The following is an 18,188-nucleotide window of genomic DNA, read 5'->3' as shown; positions in this document are numbered from 1 at the left end:
TAGTAGTTAAAAGATTCGTGGTATTTGTATTGCTGCGGATCTTTTATATTTTTAGATCCGTGTCATATAGGAAGAAGCGGAGGGGATGCAATGCGATTAAGAGAAAAAAGTTACTACGAACTCCTAGATATACAAGAGGAACTACATGAAATAGAGATTATGTTTAGAAATAAGAGCTAAAGACGATTGGGAAATGAATGATATAAAAATGCGGTACATTAGAATTTTGTTTCGTGTTCAATACCTCTGATGAAAAGGTGAAGGAAGAAGAGAAATCGGCAGCATTTATATTTAATAGGAAAGTTGAGTTTCTTAGAGTCTAATCTATTACATTCGTAAAATAGCATCTGTATAATAAATTATATGGGTATTTGTGTGTGGAAAAAGAAATGCAAATGTCAAATTAAAGGGGAATTTTTTTATGGTGCATAATATAGCGGATTCCAATCACTTTACTGATGATAGGAATGAAATTACAAAGGAAATGGTTCAAGAACAGATAGATGCCTTTAAGAAAGACGGAGTAATTGGTAAAGAAGTAGTGGCACGAATCAAGAAAGTTCAGAACCTGCCAAATCAGATATGGTTTTATAAGTGCCAAGTACTGAATGTAAATGATTCATTTCATAAACTACATAATCCACTGACGAATGAGCCTTGGACAATCACATTTTTATTAAAGGAGAAACGTTTTGAGAAAGGAGATATTTTAATTGGGGGCTATAATCTTGAAACGCGACCAAAATACATAGGAAATCTGATTAAGTTTGTTCCAAATACATTAAGAAACATTCCGACAGTAGAACATATAAAAGAAAAGCATGGGAAACAGTTTGTAAACGTTCTCCGAAATATGTTTGGTGGAGAAGATCGAGTACTCGGATTAATGTATGAAAGCTGGCTTGAAACGACTGAGCACGATATTGAAGGCTATGAGAAGAAAATAGAAACATTCAACGCGGAATTAGAACTTTTAAACCAGCATGTTGGATTGTTACAAATGAAACAGCAAGATTTAAAAGAAGAAACAGTAAGTTTAGAAGCAGAGAAAAGAGACCTAAAATCTCAAATCAGAAATATTAAAGTAGCCTTTGGATTTGAGGAAGAGGATACTTTAAGTTTAGAGAAAGATACGGAAGAGTTAGTAGAATGTACAGGAGAACGTGACCTTTATAAGACAATCCAGTTGGCTCTTTATCATCATAATGATGAAAACCTCATTTATGAACATCATGTGATTGAGAGGTTTATTACTGCGCTGCAAACGGATCAGCTTGTCTTATTAACGGGCCCATCTGGTACAGGGAAGTCGAGTCTTGTGAATCAGTTAGGGGAAGTGATTGATAACTTTAAAATCCATCATGTTGCTGTACAGTCTAGCTGGACAGATGTTCAGGATTTGTTAGGATTTTTTAATCCGATGAAAAAATCTTATTTGCCTACTCCATTTTTAGAAGCACTTTTACAAGCAGGGCAGGAAGAAGAGAGTATTCATATTATATGCTTGGACGAAATGAATTTAGCTCATGTTGAATATTATTTTTCAAGTTTTTTAAGTGTGCGTGAAAAACATCCAAATCAACGATACATAGATTTATATTCTGAAAGGTTTTACAGAGAGGCCAAATCGGACCTTGAAGCGTTATTCCATAAGCCTTATCAAGAAATAACTTCTGCTGATATTGAAAAACTAAGTTTTCAAGAGCGACAGGATGCTCGAAATAAATATGAATTATTGTTTTATTATCCAGCTAAATTCTTCATTCCACCAAATGTTCGCTTTGTGGGAACACTGAACATGGATGAAACTGTGAAGCCTTTAAGCCCTAAGGTAATCGACAGAAGTTTTATTATTGGGTTAGATCATCCAACGAAACTTGAGTCTTTACAGGAAGAATTAGAAGAGGACATCTTTACAGGATTACTTTCTTTTGATGTATCACGATTTATTCACCCAGCAATCGAGGAGCCAGCTTTAACTATTGAACATATCGAAGTAGTGAAACAAGTTCTTCGTTATGCAGAAAGTGTAAGCAGTATTCCAAATGCTCGTATTAACGGCCGGGGCCAAAAGCATATGAAACGGTATGTATCTTGCTTGCAGCCTACAAAAGAAGTGGTGGATCATCTAGTCTGTTCAAAAGTTCTTCCGCGTATTCAATTTCATAAGCATGATGAAGAAAAGCTGAGGGATTTTCAAGCATTTGTTCAAGCTCTACCAGATGGGATTGCGAAGGGAAAAGCAGAGCGAATGATGCAAGGCGGACGCGTTATTCAATTTTGGGGGTAATACATATGAAGCCTATATGGGTGAAAGCACATTGGAATTGTCCTGAGCACTTTCTTGGAGAATGTATAGAGGGAACAATTGCTGAGTTGCAGGTCTTACAAGAACTCGATATGGAAGACGGTATATTTGTTGCTACAGAGTACAATCGTGGTGAAAACGAATTTCTAACAATAGGTGTACGAGCAAATGAGGATGTAACTAGAGTATATGCAGCGGGGAAGTTTTCTTATGAACGAGAACTGTTACATGTCAATGATGGAATTTGGTTGTCTTCTCCTCAATACGTATGGAATGAACGATTTCAAAGGTATGAAAATGTTAGTCCTCCTATAGGGCTAAATCAGTGCGGGATTATTCGCTTTGTTGGGGAAACAAAAGAAGACGGAAAAATAACAACAGGTGATGTGAAAATTAAGCCTTCTTTGCTAACAGAGGTAGAGTATGCCCAAATGGAAGAAGACCTTCTAACAATTACAGAAGAACTACTCTTTCATACACAAATCAATACAGGAAACACTGGTGAAATGAGAGCCCTCATTCAATTGGATTCTTTACAACAGGCAGTGAAGAATATTGGTGATGTTGTTCAACAACTAGAGAAGAACCCAGCTGAACGCTTAAGTACAAAGCGAGTAAAGACTGATATTGATAAACTGCGAAAGATGGACATAAGGGTGTTACTTGAGCAGGAGATGTATCCATTTAAACGAACAGTAAATGCTCTTACCACAGTAAGATCGCATGATATATCAGAACATAGAAAGTTGAAAGGAGCTCTCATTGATTGTATTGAATCTTGTATGCGGCAAAAAAAGAAGGAGAAAAATGTGAGGGATTCTTTAGAGCGGCAGTTAAAAGAAGTAGAAGAGTTAAGTTATAAAGTATTAATATCGCATGAAAAAAATCTTTACAGCAAATTTATTAGCAAGAAACAATGGCTGTGTAAGCAGATGGAAGAATTAATACCTAGAGATGAACGATGGAAGAAGCTTATTACGTATTTAGAAGATGTGCTTTCCTCTTATCTTTTTCAAGATTGTGAAACGGAAGAGTGGGGAGATACGCACCTATTTAACTTTCATCCTCTATACGAAAAATCGTTCGAAGGGATAGAGGAATTACAAAAGTGCCTTCGTCAACATGAGCCTCTAAAGGCATTTCAGCACGACTTATTGCAATCCCCTGACCTTTATGAAAAATGGGTCTTCTTTAAGGTGCTGCAGCACTTTGTAATGACTCTTGGGTTCGTACCAAAACAAGGAACGACCCTTCAAAAGGTTTTGGAATACTATAAAGAAAACGGCACGCTACGGGGATTTTGTATTCGGTTATATGTTACCGCCTCTTGTTCGATAGTAATTGGAAGTGAAGTTAATATACAAGGGAACTTCCCTGATATCGGGTTTGCGATTGAGCAGGATAAAAAAGAGACAGTATATATGTTTTTAGATGCTAAATACAAGCCCTATAGCCGAATGCGACAACAACTAGAAAGAGATTTGATTCAATCCGCAAAAAGGTACAGAGAATTGATGCAACCTCGTGGAAAAGCAGCATTTCTAGTTCATGCCGATGAGACACTAGAAAATAACTTTGAAGAAACAAGACCTCATCAGTACGGTTACTTTTTACTCAAACCAGGAAAAGAAGAAGGGCTTTCCTTATTTTCTAAAATGATGCTGCATTTCCATCTCGGATGGGAGCGCATATGTCCTGATTGTGGAAACAAAGAAGTTAGCGAACCCCCAACAGATCGTAATTATAAAAAATATTACGAGTGCAAAAGTTGCCAATCATTTTGGGTGCAAAACATATGTTGGAATAGGAATACACACACCATACAAGGTGAAAAGCTATATAAATACTTACATCGTAATTATCATCGACCAACTCAGCATGAGTGGGATGTATATTGCCCGCGTTGTGGGGTTTCTTTTGCTGATAGGAATAGGTTGGGGAAATGATGAGGTTCAGTGAGGTAAATACATATAGAAAATGTAAAAGAAACGTTATTTCTTCAAACCATTCAAGCAGAAAGGCTTCTTATCTAAAAAACCCCTTGATATACAAGGGGTTTTTAGGTGAATTATCGTTTTAAAATAGCTATTTATGGTATTTAAGAGTGCCGTGAACCAGATTTGCGAGTAGCTAGCGTATTTTCATCGTCTAGCTCAGCTTCGATATGAGAGGTTTTTGAAGACTCAGCCATACGCCAATACGTGATAAAGCTTATAGCAATACAAGCAGCTACATAGAAGTAGAAGAGTGACTCGTGTCCAATGCTCTTCAGCCATAACGCGATGAACTCCGCCGTCCCGCCGAACACAGCAACAGTGATTGCGTAAGGGAATCCCACGCCAAGGGCACGGATTTCAGTTGGGAAGAGCTCAGCTTTCACAATCGCATTGATGGAAGTATAACCGGTAACAATAATGAGACCTACCATCATAAGTAAGAAAGCAATGATAGGGTATTTCGTTTGCTCCATGATTAGAAATAGTGGCACTGTTAGTAAAGTTCCGAGGATGCCAAAACCAATCAATAGCGGACGTCGTCCAATCCGGTCGGATAACATACCAGCGAGCGGTTGAAGTACGACGAATACTAATAGGGCGATAAAGTTAATCCAGCTAACGACTTCTTTAGGCAGACCTACAGTATTCACCATGAACTTTTGTAAATACGTCGTATAAGTATAGAAGGCAACCGTTCCACCGAGCGTTAGCCCGACTACTGTTAATACTGCTTTAGGATGTTTCATCAGAGTTTTAATGGTTCCAGCACTCTCGCGGCTTTCAGATCCCATTTTTGAGAATTGCTCCGATTCATCCATCGTACGGCGCAGCCACAATACAGCTACTGCTCCCATTGCTCCAATGATGAAAGGAATACGCCAACCCCAAGACTTCATATCCGGCTCGCTGAGTATTTGCTGGAGGACGATTTGAACACCTAGTGCTACCAACTGTCCAGCAACAAGTGTTACATACTGGAAGCTCGAGTAGAACCCCCGGCGACCACTGCTTGCCATCTCGGACAGGTATGTAGCTGAAGTTCCATATTCTCCACCTAATGACAACCCTTGAAGCAAACGCGCGAGAACTAGAATAATAGGGGCCATTATACCAATGGTGCTATAACCTGGGGTACAGGCAATGATCAGAGAACCACCGGCCATGATGGTGATGGAAAGCGTTAGTGCGGCACGTCGGCCGTGACGATCCGCATAACGGCCCATCAGTAAGCTTCCTAACGGGCGCATCAAGAAGCCAACGGCGAAGATAGCTGCCGTGTTAAGCAGTTGACTCGTCGAGTCCCCCTTAGGGAAGAACTCAGCTGAGAAATACACGGCGAAAGCAGAATAGACGTACCAGTCGTACCATTCAATCAGATTTCCAACCGAACCTTTGAAGATGTTTCCTGTAATGCGCCTCGTATTTGCGTGATTGGTGGATTGAGACATGATTAAACCCTCCCTTTGAACAAATTTCTTTTTCTGCATTTGAAAACTATAGAAGTAATTTAACAGCATTATAGACTAAGTATGAAAGCGTAAATAAATTATATCTTTTAATTTGAAAATTCCCAATATAAAGAAAATTTATCCCATCGTCCCAACGCATGCTGGTGTCAGAGTTACGGCTATTCTATTGTATGGGTAGATCTAGTGGTGGATCGAGTGAGTCTTTCGGTAGATATCTTTTAAGGGGCTTGTTTGCTTGGAGTGTATTGAAGTTGTGAAATGTGTTGGGTGGTTACTATTTTATATTGAATTGCTGATATATTTGAAGGGTAATATAAAGGATGAGATATAAGACGTAAATAGTGCCATATTGTAAGGTATAATTCAGTTATAACAACTTTTGGTTTTATAATCTTGTAAATGGTGGTGCTAGAAATGGATTACAATTTTGAGATTTTATCACTCTTAGATAATTCCATTGAGTTTGAGAAGTTGCACAGTAAGTTTAATCGTTTTAATCCTTTTAAAATATTAAAGGTAGATAAGTTTGAGATTAGGCATTCTAACATGATTTCTTGGTTACTTGATCCAAAGGGAAATCATCATTTAAGTTCGTTCTTTGTAAATAAGTTGCTTTCTAAAACGTTTGTAAAAACAGAAAATGAAGATTTAATTAGTAAGTATAATTTTATTAAATTACATAAGCAATCCTTTGAAGATTTGGAAGTTTTTCGCGAAGTACAGACGAATAAAAATAAGCGAATTGATATTTTAGCAATATCAGAGTCGCAAAAGATTGTGATTCTGATTGAAAATAAATATAAGTCATCGGAATCAGATGGACAATTACAGAATTACTTAGATTTTGTTAATGATAAATATGAAGGATATACTATTATTCCAATATTTTTAAGTTTAGATGGTAGTGCTCCAAGTCATACGGAATATTTAATTTTAGATTATGGAGATATATTAAATATATTGAAAGGACAACTAGAAATTAACAGTGAGTATACGTCTAGTACGATTAAAGATTTTCTTTCCTATTATATTGATATATTAGAAGGTGAACTTGTTCGTGATGAGGAAGATATTGAACTAGCGCTAACTATATATAAAAATCATAAAGATGCTGTTGATTTGCTATGTCTAAGCGGTGATGGGAAAGTAGCCGGAAAGTTTGCTAATAATAATTTGTTAGATGCGGTGAAAGGTTTAAGTGTGGAAGAGAAAGAAGACCTTCGCAAAATTTATATGAATTATGCTGAAACTCTTACTTTTATACGTGAGGCAGGAAATAGTGTCATGAGAGAGGCATTTTTACAATTTGTAAATCAAAATCAAATTCGGACTGACTGTTATCACGAACATATTCGCATTCCGTCTTTTATTTTCCCGGAATGGAAACAACTTGATGATGTTGTCGGCATCCCAACTCATGAGTGGTGGCTAAATAACGCTCTTATTACATGGTTTGAAAGAAAAGCAGATGGGCGCATGAAATTGATTATCGAAGTTGGACCGCTAGAATACAAACAGAGATTAAAGTTATTATGTAAGTTAGAAGAAAACGGAATCAATATTAAAGGAAGATCTAAAGAATCCGGATCCATGTACACAAGAATTTATGCAGGGTATGAAAAGATAAGTGATTGGGCAGATCAAGATGAGATTCTTCGTGTCATGAATGAAATGTATAACAGTAATGATTTTAACAAAGTAATTGAAACGATATCGGAAACGATAGAAGGTCTTATATATGGAGAAGAGACACCTTCTTCTGAAATTGTTGAAGTAGAACGTAATCAAATGGAAGTGGATACTTTAGCGGATGCGTTTCAATTATTCGTTCATCAACAAGGTTTTCAAGAAGAATTTTACAATATTCATCATAGACTTCCATCATTCATCATGCCAGAGTTCCGATTACTTGAAGAACAATTTGGTGTACCGAAATGGAACTGGTGGTTAAACAACTGTGTAATCATGTGGTTTGAACGTTTAAAAGACAACCGTTTGAAGTTCATAATAGAAATTGGACCGCTAGAATCTCATAAAAGAATAACTTTATTAACAATGCTAGAGAGTAAAGGGATAAAAATAAGTGCAAGGGCTAAAAGGCCAGAAGCAGCTTATACACGGATTTATACGAGTACATGTAACGTTGATGATTGGTCAAATGAGGAAGAAGTAGTGGGTGTAATGAATCAGTTGTGTGGTCATGAGGAATGTCAGGGTGTAATAAAGCTATTAATTGAGATAGCGAGGAGTAAGGTGCTTGGATGAATAGGGAAGAAATGGCTTCGTATGTAGTGTGCGGCTCTTTGCATGATCTGTTGGTGTGATGGTTATGCTGCTGAGTAAGCATTTAAAAAGATTTTAAGTTAAGTGCTATATGAAGCGATCATTTATTGGTGTAATTATAAATTAATGGGAATTATTAGCAAGTGCCTTTTTAAATGGATTTAAAAAATAAGGGTTATTGTATAATTATATAGGAGTTTTATGTTACTTTCTGAAATTCTAGTTATAAACATTTAGTTATAGGGTGTTTTTATTATAGAAAGTATCATCAGTTTTTTTAGAGAAAGCTTTTGGGGAGAATAAAAGAATATGATTTAATGTAGAAGATTCAGATGATTCGCAGATGAAGTTTTTATACAGGTATTAATAGTATTTTGGTATACAATTGTTACTAAGGAATTATCAAATGATAATGCTGAACTTATCATTTAATTTATGAAGTAATGGAATTAAAGATCTCCTGTGATTTTCTGGTTTGCAGATAGTCTAGTATTTAAGACCTACGAACATCAAAGGTATTTTCTAGTACTTGTGTATAGAAGGGTGTTTATATTAGAGAGTAACGATTGTTGTGATTAATAAAATTAAATATATTATGTGTACAGCTCGCCAAGTATCAAAATTGATGAAGAAGATACCCAAACAAAAGGTATCCAAAAATTAAGATAGTAAGAGAGAATATAAAGAATTTGTTGGCTGTAATGATCGAATTGTAAATATAAAAATTCGAAAAAAGATAATCTGATTTCATGTATAGATAATATTAATTTTAAAGTTAGTTTTTTTAAGTGTTTTAAATAATTTATTTTTTGTTGGGAGGGGTTAAAAATGGACGGAAAAAGAATTCAGGAGTATTGGTCTAATGAAATGCAAGCCATGTTAGAAACCTATAAACAGTTTCAAACTTTAATTCCAGCCATTGATAGAGAGGGAGCTGCACATAATGGAGAAGATGGGAGATATGTTGAAAATCTTATTAGAGAATATTTGAAGAAATATTTACCAAGAAACTTGGAAGTCATGACTGGATTTATTTTACGCCCCGCTGTAAAAACGGGCTTAAAAAGTAGAAAGAGGAAGAAGGAAAAGGATACGCATTCAACCCAACTAGATATTATTGTGTATGATAGTTTTAATTATCCGATTTTTCAGAGATTTGGTGATAGTGTAATTGTTCCACCAGAAGGAGTAGTTGGTATAATTTCTGTTAAGAAGAATCTGTATGATAAAGATATTGAACATGAGGCAAAGGCTTTAAAAGAGGCATCAAAGTTATGTAGATGTGTTGATAATAATGAGAATGCAGTTAGGGGTCCTTTTTTGGCATTAGTTTCAATGGATTCCTTTGAGAAAAAAGAGAAGAGCACAGAGGAATGGATTTTTGATAAATTAACAGAAATATATACAAAAGACGATTGGTTTGATGATTTAATAGGGTATATCGGCTCTTTTAATCAGTGGAGTATATTTAAAAGACGTCCTAAAAAAGGGGATGTAGCCGAATATATTTATTTTAAGCATAAAGAGCACGAGCAGCATTTGGGATTCCAGTATTTGTTGACGGGACTATTAAGCGTATATTATGATTCAACAAGACATTATTTAACCAGACCCGGATTTACAGGTTTTCCATCTAACAGAGATAGTGATGTTTTTTTAGGAAAGATAGAGGTTAAAGCAATTAGATAGTCAGGCTTTAGATCAGTAAAATATTCTATCATCAAGTGGAAGTGAAGATCGATTTTCGCTAAGTCTATGTAATTTAAGATATCATCATAGTGTTCCTATGATCTTTATTACTAGTAGTGAATCTACTTAAATATTTTTATCAGGTGAAACAAACATGGCGGAAATTAGCGATCATAATTGTTTAAGATTAATGAAACAGTTTAATAATATCTGCGCTGCAAATTTTATTAATTATGAAAGAGTTACAAGAGTAAAAAAGTTTGATTAGCAAAGCGTCTTTCAATTGAAAGGCGTTTTCTCTTTATGGTAAATAAAATTTCAGGAACAAGTTATTCAAACCGCTAATATATATAGTATATTTAAAATTGAGTTATACCTATCTTGGGAGATTTTACTTTATCAAAGCTAACAAAAACTTATATCCAATTCTTTATCAATAATTAAGACGAAGAAGGATTAAAAGACTTACGAAATTATAAGAAATTCGCTGGAACATGCCGTGGACTTCAAAATGATTCCTGAAATATGGAAATTAAGAGTGGGTTTTCAAAGGGGAGTAAAAAGAAATGAATATTTGGAATAAAGAAATGGCAAATAAATTCCTAATAGTTGTAAGAGGGGATCCTAGTTATATAATCTTTGGTTTGGCTTTGACAGCTTGGTTAGTTGCGGGACAGAAATAACTTATTATTTCTCCTTTTCTCTTTGCTTCTCTAATAAAAAATTCCTCAAAACACGTCCTTGATAGCTCTCTAATGTTCGCCCTTTGTAATAATGTATTCCTAATTTTTCACCTCCGTTAAGTACCATCCCTTTGTGCTATAGTACGTGGAAATCAATTTCTTTTTTGTTTTTAAAAAGCATACGTTAAGGAATATATAAAATTCATTTATACAGAATCAGAATAAATGTTAAAAATTCTCCTCTCAAATCTATGAGCTCTGTCATTATGGGTTTCGTTTATTTATTTCCTCCCACATTTTGAGTGTGTTACGAATTGTTCGAGACTTTCGATTTAAGTGACGTAAATACTACATCTTCTTATTGTAAAATAATATCAAGATACTAATTAGAATACTTTGATTCGTATGACCATTAATTACCAAAATGTTCTGTAGGTTCATAAATTGGTTTACACGCGTTGTAAATCCTTCTATAACAACACGTGCTTTTATATTATAATTGTATGTAATAAAATGTAGGGTGATGAGCGATGAATACTATTCTTATAACAGAAGAACAAAAGTATTTAGATAAGACCGTAAATGTGATTGATAGTTTATTAGATCAAACGCAAGATGCGATAAAAAAAGAAGTGACTTCACAAGTGGAAGCGAGCTTAAAAGAAGTAAAACAAAAGCAAATAAAGAAATTGAATGAGGCTCGAAAAAGTCCTTATTTCGGCAGACTTGATTTTGAAGATGAATACGGTGAAGAAACCATTTATATAGGGAAAAAAGGTATTGCTGATGACGGAGAGCTCGTTGTAGTAGACTGGCGTACTGATTTAGGGAAGCTTTACAATGCTTATCAAGGTGTACAAGCCCGCTTCTCTATTGGAAACGATCAGAGTAAACCAGTTCAGATTCTTGGTAAACGCGGTATCATTATTCAAGATGGGGATATCGTTAGTGTAAATGAAATCGGTAAAAGTGGAATTGTAGAAGAGGAAGATGGCCAACAAGTAAAATATATGGACGATTATTTGAATGAAATCTTGTCTAATACAGGGGAATCTCATCAATTAAGAGATATTGTCTCTAGTATTCAAGCAGAACAGGACGAGATTATTCGTTTACCATTAAAAGATACGATTATTGTCCAAGGAGCAGCAGGTAGTGGGAAATCGACTATTGCTCTTCATCGTATCTCCTATCTCTTATATCAATATCATGAACAAGTGAAACCAAAAGATATTTTGATTTTGGCCCCAAATGAAATTTTCTTATCATACATCAAAGATATTGTTCCAGAAATTGAAGTAGATGGCATTGAACAGCGCACATTCTATGATTGGGCATCTACTTATTTTACAGATGTGAACAGTATTCCAGAGCTTCATGATCATTATGTGAATGTTTATGCTGCTTCTAATAAAGAAGATTTAATAAAAATCTCTAAATATAAAGGATCCCTTCGTTTTAAAAAGCTATTAGATGATTTTGTAGAATATATAGGGAGTACAATGATCCCGCATGGTAGCATTATTATTGGAGCAGATGTTATGCTTCAAAAAGATGAAATTCATAAGTTTTATCAAACGAAAGAACATTTACCACTTAATGTTCGTATGAAACAAGTGAAAGACTTCATTACAAATTGGAGTATTGCAGAAACAAAGAAAAAGCTAAAACAAATTGAAGAAGATTTTGAAGATGCATATCAAAAATGGATTATTACGCTTCCAGAAAGAGAAGAGCGTAAAGCTATTTATGAAGCATTGGAAAAAGCGAAAGCATTGCGTGAGAGTGTATTCCGTGAAAAAATGAAAAGTGAAATCGAGTTATACGTAAAGAAAATGCAACACATTTCTGCAGTGCTTATGTATAAATCTATTTTCCAAAAGAAAGTATTTGATACATTCCATAAGGATATAGAGCAAGAATTACTTAGCTTGCTTTTGAAAAATGGACGACAAGTAAAACAAGAAAAATTTACATATCAAGATATTGTACCGCTTATTTACTTGGATGCGAAGATTAACGGTAAAAAGTTGGAATATGAGCATATTTTCATTGACGAGGCACAAGATTATAGTCCATTCCAACTTGCAATTATGAAAGATTATGCGAAATCGATGACGATTTTAGGTGACATTGGGCAAGGGATCTTCTCATTTTATGGATTAGATCGCTGGGAAGAGATTGAGTCCTATGTATTTAAAGAAAAAGAGTACAAGCGTATGCATCTACAGACGAGCTATCGTTCTACAAGACAAGTAATGGATATGGCAAATCGTGTACTGTTAAATAGTAACTATGATTTTCCACTTGTAATTCCGGTGAATCGTCCAGGTGCTGTACCTTCTATTAAAAATGTGACAAGCGCTGGAGATTTGTATGATGAGATGGTACGTTCTATTCAAGCTTTTGAAGAAAAGGAACATAAAACGGTTGCTATTTTAACAGATACGAAACAAGCAGCAATTGACACGTATGATGAGCTTGGGCGCCGAGGAGTAAATGGTATTCAAGTTATTTCAGAAGGAAGACAAGAATTACGTGAAAAAATTGTTATTATTCCATCGTATTTAGTAAAGGGGCTGGAATTTGATGCGGTTATTATGCATGATGTAAGTGAAAGAACTTTTAAAGATGAGACATTACACGCTAAAATGTTATATATGTCCATCACACGTGCACACCATGATTTACATATGTTTTATCGTGGTAATATATCACCGTTATTGGAGGATCGTGATCCGAATGCACCTCCAAAACCAAGAAAATCTTTTGAAGACTGGCTAATCACAGATATTTCTAATCCAAACATCGAACCACAAGTGGAAAAGATGAAAGTAGTAGAGCAAGAAGATACGTTACGTTTGTTTGACGATGAGGAAGAAGAGGTAGTCATGGAAGCATTTGAAGAAGATCGTGAACGTTACTATGACTTTTATGCATGGTTGAAAGTATGGCATCGTTGGGCAGAATTAAAAAAGAAGCTACAGGAATAGAAATTAAAGGGTTGTGATATAGAAATGAAAGTATATTCTGGCGGGTTTACAGCCGAGCATTTATATCGTAATGAAGTGAAGATTGTGGCAGACCTACAATTAAAAGGGATGTCAAAGCAAGATATTAAAGATAAAGTATTTGAAGAGAACCTCTTTCATTGCCGTAGTGAGGCGGCAATGAAAGATATTTTTCCGCGTGTGTATAGAAGATCGGAAAAGTTGGATGATACATTGCGTGGGATGTTAGTAAATGGTTCACGTTCCGATAATAATGCTATTTTGTTATATGCATTTTTGAAGTATTTTAAGTTTCCACGGGATTTTGTATTAGAAGTGATTCATTATAACTTAAAGCGCTTTAAGAATACGGTGACAGAAGGCAATGTCATGACCTTTTTTGAAGAAAAAGGTCAACAGTATGAAGAAGTTCGAAATTGGACGGGTCAAACGAAGTACAAATTAAAGCAAGTTACATTAAAGATCTTAGTGGATGGAGAACTCCTTTTAAAAAAAGCAAATGAGTATGAAATTAAATCGATTCCGCTAAGTAAAGAGCTGCGGGAATATGTGGAGAATAATCCCGAGTGTAATGATTTGCTTATTCTTACATTAAATGACTGATGGTGGTATAAGTGGAAATAATTCAAAAGAAATTGAATCATTTTTTTGAAGAAATTCAAAAAGATGACTTTTTAGAAATGCGTGGACTTGGAAATGAAGTCCCTTATTTTGTGTTTGATTACAATCCTGAATACGAATTAATGGTTAGAAATTCAGTGAAATATTTTGCAGATAAAATGCATGTTAACGTAAAGGTTTTAAATTTATTTGACATGATCATTGACCTGTTTGAAGACATTGGTGGTATAGAGGGATTAAAACAATTTGAAGAAGAGCAAGGAACGAAAGAATTATTCGAAGCAATTCTTCCAACGTTAGAAGAAGAGCAATTGGTAGAACGAATTGGGGAAGAGGCTGAAGATGCACAAATGGTATTTGTCACAGGCATAGGCAGTGTCTTTCAACTTGTAAGTACACAAGAACTTTTAAACCAATTACATGCGAGAGTAACAAATACACCAATTATTATGTTTTACCCAGGAGAGTATACGGGACAAGGGTTGAGCTTATTCAATCGTTTTGAATCAAATGGATACTATCGTGCGTTTTCGATATAGAGAATAAGGGGAGAAACAAGTATGTTACAGGACTCTTTTACAATTAAAGAATTATTTAAAAAAGAAATTGATCGTGAAATTAATGGTGTTGTCCAGGCAGGACAGCGAGATGAAGATGTTATTCAAGATGAATTAGAAGAATACGTTATGACAAAAGAAATTAGCGAGAATATGGCTTATTTCTTTAAAAATTATGCATATAGCTTTAATAATCAAACAACGAAAATGGGTGTGTGGATTTCTGGCTTCTTCGGATCTGGTAAATCGCACTTCTTAAAGATTCTATCGTACTTATTAAATAATGAAAAAGTATATGGCAAGCGAGCTGTAGATTTTTTTGTGGAGAAGACTGATGATCAGGAGCTTTTAAATATTCTTCAGCAATCTGCAAATTATACGAGCCAATCGATTTTATTCAACGTGGATTCTAAATCAGCGGGTGGAAAAAAGGAAAAAGCAACGATTGTTGATGTGTTCTTAAAAGTGTTTAATGAACACTTAGGTTACTCTTCCACACCATGGATTGCTAATTTGGAAAGACAATTAGCAGAAGAAGGTATCTATAGTCAGTTTGTTGAGCGTTTTGAAGAGATAGACGATACAAAATGGGTAGATAGCCGAGCTCGTTTGTTATTTAAGAAAAAATCATTTATTGAGGCGTTAACGCAGTTAGGATATACACAAGATACAGCAGAATCTGTGTTAGCTGCTTCTAATAAGAACTTTGAAATGAGTTCGGATGACTTTGCTAAGTTAGTTGCTAATCATGTGAAGAGTCAAGGTGAAGATTATAGACTTACGTTCTTAGTAGATGAAGTTGGGCAGTATATTGGCGATGATTCTGATCTAATGTTAAATCTTCAAACGGTAACAGAAGATTTGGGTAACTATTGTCACGGAAAGGTTTGGGTCATTGTTACATCTCAAGAACAAATCGATGCTGTAACAAAAATCAAAGGAATGGAGAAGTTTTCAAAAATCCAAGGTCGATTTGCGACAAAAATTCATCTTACAAGTTCGAACACAGACGAAGTTATTAAACGTCGTCTTTTAGAAAAAACAGCAGCAACAGCAGATCGTTTACAAATTGATTTTGATCAAATTGGTCAAAGTTTAAACAACACATTAACGTTTGAAAAAGATAAATGTGTTCTTCAAAATGGATTCAGACATGCAGATGAATATGCATCTATTTATCCATTCGTTCCGTATCAAGTAGAGTTATTACAACGTGTATTCAATAAGGTTCGCCGACAAGGAGAAGCAGGTGCTCACTTATCACAAGGGGAACGTTCTTTATTGAATGCCTTCCAAGAAGTTGCGATTCAGTTAAAAGATGAAGATACAAACCAATTAGCACGATTCTCTCAATTCTATGAAACGGTTAAACGTTTCTTAAGCACGTCTGTTTCATCTACGATTATTGAAGCTGGCAAACGTGACGGTATTACTGAATTTGATGTGGAAGTGCTTAAAATATTATTCATGATTAAAGGTATTGATGAGGTAAAAGCAACTGTTGAAAATATTACAACATTGCTTGTAGATAGCGTAGACTGCATTAAAAATGAATTGGAAAAAAACGTAAAACAATCACTATACCGTCTTCGCCAAAAAATGCTTATCGCAGAAAATGCAGATCGTACATTTGTTTTCTTAAGTGATGATGAGCAAGAAATTAACCGTGAAATTCAAAGTGAGCATGTAAACGAGGCGAATGTGGTAGATGCGTTAGGTAGAGTATTCTATGAAGAAATCGTACAGATGAAATTATATCGTTACCAAAAAACGCATGACTTTGAATTTAATAAGGCGTTTGACACATATAATCGTGGCGGGAAAACAAATGCATTAACACTTCAAGTGTATACAGGTGATGTTTCAGAAGAACAAGCTCGCGCAGATGCAAATTCCGGAACAATGATTATGTATATTCCAGATCACTATGCAGAAAAGTTCTTTGAACCGATGGAATACGCACAAAAGATTCAAGCCTTTGCTAATAAAAAGATTTCAACGAGCTTAACAGAGAAGCAAAAGAGAGTATTAGACGAAAAGCGTCAACAAATTAGTGAGTTTGAAAAGAAAGCAAGAGAAGCATTAGCAGAAGCAGCAACAAACGCAAAATACTTTATTCAAGGACAAGATTACGAATTTAAGAGTACATTAGAAAGCCAATTGCAAAGTGCATTTGAGATTTTAGTTCGAAATACGTATAGCTATTTAAGTTATATTGATGAACCGGTACCTGTGAAAAATGCAAATGACATGGTTTTTGATTGGGCAACAAAAGGACTTCCGGCAAGATTAGACGGTACATTTGAAAATCATCTAGCGTATGACACAGTAGTTCGCTTCTTAGAGGAAAGTCGCGGGAGACAAATTGTTACAATGAAATTGTTAGTAGAGAAATTTAAAGATGTACCGTACGGATGGAGCGAAAATGATATTGCAGGTATGGTTGCAGCAGCTCTCTATAATAAAAAAATTAAGCTGATGTACTTAAATGAAAGTTTTGATACAACGAACTCGCAGTTTATCGCTCGAATCACGAAGGCTTCTGAAAGAGAAAAAGTCGTTATTGAGGCGCAAATTGGTATACCACCACGTGTGCGTAAAGAAGTTGTAGAAACAATGCGTGAACTGTTCAACTTCTATGATATTGGTGAAACGTACGATGAAGTTGCGAAAAACATTCGCGATCAAATTCAAAAATATTTCATGGAACCAATCGGAGATATGCAGCGTACGAAGCAACGTGAAGACCAGCAATATCCATATCCGGGGGGTATTACACTCTCTAAAATTAAAAATAGCATTGTAGATTTATTGGCTATTACAAAACAAGAAAACTTTGTAGAAGAGTTTATTGAGTTTGATGAGGATTTAGAAGATTGGTTAGAAGATGTACAACATTTGAACTCTTTCTATAATGGTAATGCGATTCGTCATTTTGATGAAAGTGTACGCGTCTTGAAAGAACGCCGAGATGATTTAGATGTAGCACAGCATGATGCAGAAGTACAAAAGGTGAAGAATAGCATTGTAAATATCTTAACAAGTGATAATCCATACAAGCAGATTCCTAACTTGCCAATTTTGAATGAGCAATTGAAACAAGGACTTTCGGATTTTGTAAAACGGGAAATTGGTACACAATTGGAGCAGATGGAGGCGATTCGCTTTGAAGTGGAGAGCTTACAAACACGCTATGAAGATATTGATTCTATCAAAGCAGTAGTTCAGGAGAAAATAGCCGAATTACAGAAACGTATAGAGCAAATGCAAGACCTTGAAAGTATTTCTCGTGTGTACACATATACACAAATGGCAAACAATGACTATCGCCGCTTGGAAGAGAAAGTTCGAGAGCTATATGAAGAGTATAGAGACGATCAAGATGATAATGACCAAACTGAAACGGTGGAAATGAATATCTCACAGTTGATATCTGCTTCATTACCAACTGGTCAGTTTGAAATTAAAAACAGCCAAGATTTAAAACAATGGTTGAAAAAACTTGAAGATGAAGTAAGTAAAGAATTAAATCAAAGAAAAACAGTAATGATTAAGAAATAAAGGAGACAT

General features: G+C 35.1%; 9 protein-coding genes. 8 read left to right on the top strand and 1 reads right to left on the bottom strand.

What is annotated here, in order from left to right; translation table 11 throughout:
• Positions 1-421: 421 nt before the first annotated feature.
• Together M014_RS0104610 and M014_RS0104605 are read left to right on the top strand one after the other, a co-directional pair.
• Positions 422-2,290, top strand: a complete 1,869-nt coding sequence (locus M014_RS0104610) for an McrB family protein (protein ID WP_026590673.1) — start codon at positions 422-424, stop codon at positions 2,288-2,290.
• Positions 2,291-2,295: 5 nt separating this feature from the next.
• The gene (locus M014_RS0104605; RefSeq protein WP_026590672.1) at positions 2,296-4,254 is read left to right on the top strand and encodes a hypothetical protein; all 1,959 of its coding nucleotides are present in this window, start codon (positions 2,296-2,298) and stop codon (positions 4,252-4,254) included.
• Between the two features lie 152 nt (positions 4,255-4,406).
• Here the strand turns inward: M014_RS0104605 and M014_RS0104600 are convergent, their stop codons facing one another.
• Positions 4,407-5,753 carry an MFS transporter gene (locus tag M014_RS0104600; RefSeq protein WP_026590671.1) on the bottom strand — a complete coding sequence of 449 codons (1,347 nt, stop codon included), beginning with the start codon at positions 5,751-5,753 and terminating at the stop codon, positions 4,407-4,409.
• A 435-nt stretch (positions 5,754-6,188) separates the two neighbouring features.
• Between M014_RS0104600 and M014_RS0104595 the strand changes: the two genes are divergently transcribed.
• The 6 genes from M014_RS0104595 (at position 6,189) to brxC (ending at position 18,179) form a co-directional block, all read left to right on the top strand.
• Positions 6,189-8,039, top strand: coding sequence for a PDDEXK-like family protein (locus tag M014_RS0104595; protein WP_026590670.1), 1,851 nt, complete (start codon positions 6,189-6,191; stop codon positions 8,037-8,039).
• Between the two features lie 846 nt (positions 8,040-8,885).
• Positions 8,886-9,746, top strand: coding sequence for a DUF6602 domain-containing protein (locus M014_RS0104590; protein ID WP_026590669.1), 861 nt, complete (start codon positions 8,886-8,888; stop codon positions 9,744-9,746).
• A 1,213-nt stretch (positions 9,747-10,959) separates the two neighbouring features.
• Positions 10,960-13,422 carry an RNA polymerase recycling motor HelD gene (gene helD, locus M014_RS0104575; RefSeq protein WP_026590668.1) on the top strand — a complete coding sequence of 821 codons (2,463 nt, stop codon included), beginning with the start codon at positions 10,960-10,962 and terminating at the stop codon, positions 13,420-13,422.
• Positions 13,423-13,446: 24 nt separating this feature from the next.
• Positions 13,447-14,043 (top strand): DUF1819 family protein, encoded by a 597-nt coding sequence (locus M014_RS0104570; RefSeq protein WP_231503897.1) that lies wholly within the window; start codon positions 13,447-13,449, stop codon positions 14,041-14,043.
• Between the two features lie 11 nt (positions 14,044-14,054).
• Positions 14,055-14,600, top strand: coding sequence for a DUF1788 domain-containing protein (locus M014_RS0104565; RefSeq protein ID WP_026590666.1), 546 nt, complete (start codon positions 14,055-14,057; stop codon positions 14,598-14,600).
• 21 nt (positions 14,601-14,621) lie between these two features.
• Positions 14,622-18,179: a BREX system P-loop protein BrxC gene (gene brxC, locus M014_RS0104560; protein ID WP_026590665.1), complete on the top strand. Its 3,558-nt coding sequence runs from the start codon at positions 14,622-14,624 to the stop codon at positions 18,177-18,179.
• The last annotated feature ends 9 nt before the right edge of the window (positions 18,180-18,188 follow it).

Origin of the sequence: Bacillus sp. UNC437CL72CviS29, assembly GCF_000482345.1 — a bacterium.
In the GTDB taxonomy this organism is placed as follows: domain Bacteria; phylum Bacillota; class Bacilli; order Bacillales; family Bacillaceae_G; genus Bacillus_A; species Bacillus_A arachidis.
The sequence above is the reverse complement of the archived record's forward strand: the minus strand, read 5'-3'. Positions and strand labels throughout refer to the sequence as shown.

What these genes read in the sequence shown, in the direction of transcription:
- M014_RS0104600 (WP_026590671.1), bottom strand. Translation starts at nt 5,753, where the DNA reads ATGTCTCAATCCACCAATCACGCAAATACGAGGCGCATTACAGGAAAC.
- M014_RS0104610 (WP_026590673.1), top strand. Translation starts at nt 422, where the DNA reads ATGGTGCATAATATAGCGGATTCCAATCACTTTACTGATGATAGGAAT.
- M014_RS0104570 (WP_231503897.1), top strand. Translation starts at nt 13,447, where the DNA reads ATGAAAGTATATTCTGGCGGGTTTACAGCCGAGCATTTATATCGTAAT.
- M014_RS0104590 (WP_026590669.1), top strand. Translation starts at nt 8,886, where the DNA reads ATGGACGGAAAAAGAATTCAGGAGTATTGGTCTAATGAAATGCAAGCC.
- M014_RS0104605 (WP_026590672.1), top strand. Translation starts at nt 2,296, where the DNA reads ATGAAGCCTATATGGGTGAAAGCACATTGGAATTGTCCTGAGCACTTT.
- M014_RS0104595 (WP_026590670.1), top strand. Translation starts at nt 6,189, where the DNA reads ATGGATTACAATTTTGAGATTTTATCACTCTTAGATAATTCCATTGAG.
- helD (WP_026590668.1), top strand. Translation starts at nt 10,960, where the DNA reads ATGAATACTATTCTTATAACAGAAGAACAAAAGTATTTAGATAAGACC.
- brxC (WP_026590665.1), top strand. Translation starts at nt 14,622, where the DNA reads ATGTTACAGGACTCTTTTACAATTAAAGAATTATTTAAAAAAGAAATT.